Annotated in this window: 2 protein-coding genes; one reads left to right on the top strand and one right to left on the bottom strand. The window is 63.3% G+C overall.

Annotated features, from left to right (window positions below):
* Positions 1 to 178: 178 nt before the first annotated feature.
* The gene (locus AWC14_RS09155; RefSeq protein ID WP_084025097.1) at positions 179 to 412 is read right to left on the bottom strand and encodes a hypothetical protein; all 234 of its coding nucleotides are present in this window, start codon (positions 410 to 412) and stop codon (positions 179 to 181) included.
* Positions 413 to 886: 474 nt separating this feature from the next.
* Here AWC14_RS09155 and AWC14_RS09150 point away from each other — a divergent pair, with 474 nt between their 5' ends.
* A complete protein-coding gene (locus AWC14_RS09150; protein ID WP_084046934.1) occupies positions 887 to 1471 on the top strand; it encodes an IS607 family transposase in 585 nt (194 codons plus the stop codon).
* Positions 1472 to 1571 lie beyond the last annotated feature (100 nt).

Raw genomic sequence — 1571 nt, 5'->3', positions numbered from 1 at the left:
CTCTCACGGCATAGTGGCTACCACAGAGCCACACGCGGACACGCGACCGCTCTTACACCACTCCACGGGACGTGACCTGAACTCGTCCATCACCACATGATCACATCCCAGGCCGACGCCTCTTGGCGATAAATGGAGGCCTCCAGCGTGCCGCGACGACACTGGGATCTGCATGAAGTTAGACCAGCCGCACAGAAAAGGTCGAGCCCTGAACGTCGCCGTACCGTTCCGAACGCTCGACCGCCCAGTCGTGCACCGCGTCAACGGAGCGCAGCCCATCTTCTAGCTCCGAGCGGAGCTCACGATCATCGAGGCCTACAGGCTCGCAGTAGCTGAGCTGAGCCTCCACTTCGGCTCTGTCCACGTCCACCGCATACATGATGGTTTCAGTCCTTATGATACGAAACGCCATCAGAGTCTCCCGTTTGTTTTTACACGGGGCCAACGACTTTGACCCTCAGCCTCCAAGAAGTGCAGTAACTGTCCGTTCGCTGGCGGCGTCAAAGGCGCGTCGCCGCTGTTGTCGGATCGGCGACTTGACCGCTATCCCGTCCCCCAATAGATCAATTCGCTGGCCAATTTCCCGGGACTACGCCGCCGGGCCCCTCTCATGCAGTCTCGCTCGTGCGGGCCGGCACGCTGAGCCGCGACACGCGCAGCCAGGAGCAAAACCCCGCCACGCAGCCGTGTCACTGCCCCATTCCCGACACGGCCAGGTACCACACTCATAACAGTCGTCCGAAGTAGCCACGAACGACGGTCGGCCGCCAACGGGAAGTATTGCAAACGATGCGCACAAACGGTTTTCCAGAGAGTCCACAAGGGGTTGCGAACTGTTGCGTGTTGAGTGTAGTTAAGTGTGCGTACGTGTGTTTGAATTCGTGTTGTGAATCTGGCGGCTTGGGCCGAATCGGTTGGGGTGAACCGACATACGGCTTATCGCTGGTATCGGGAGGGAACGCTGCCGGTGCCAGCGCAGCGGGTGGGCCGGCTGATTCTGGTGCGCACGACACCGGCCGGTGAAGGCGCGGCGGGGGGTGTGGTGATCTATGCCCGGGTGTCCAGTCATGATCAGCGCGCCGATTTGGATCGCCAGGTGGCCCGGATGACGGCGTGGGCGACCGAGCAGGATCTGACGGTGGGGCAGGTCGTGGTGGAGGTCGGGTCGGGTCTGAACGGCAAACGTCCGAAGTTGCGCCGGATCCTGTCGGACCCGGATGCGAAGGTCATTGTCGTGGAGCATCGCGACCGGTTGGCACGCTTCGGGGTGGAGCATCTGCAGGCGGCGTTGTCGGCGCAGGGCCGCCGGATCGTGGTGGCCGATCCCGGCGAGACGACCGATGATCTGGTACGCGACATGATCGAAGTCCTCACCTCGATGTGTGCACGGCTCTATGGGCGGCGCGGGGCGCGCAACCGGGCGATGCGCGCAGTGACGGCGGCCAAGCATGGACCGGGCGAGGCGGCATGATCGTCGGGATGCGCACCCGGGCCCAGGCCGTGAAGGTGGCCGCGGCCACTGGCGGAGCGCATCTGGCTGGTGAGTCGAAATCCGATGGTGTTCGGGGGTT

The sequence above is a fragment of the Mycobacterium kyorinense genome, from assembly GCF_002101735.1.
Classification (GTDB): domain Bacteria; phylum Actinomycetota; class Actinomycetes; order Mycobacteriales; family Mycobacteriaceae; genus Mycobacterium; species Mycobacterium kyorinense.
This window is presented reverse-complemented; position numbering and strand designations above follow the sequence as displayed.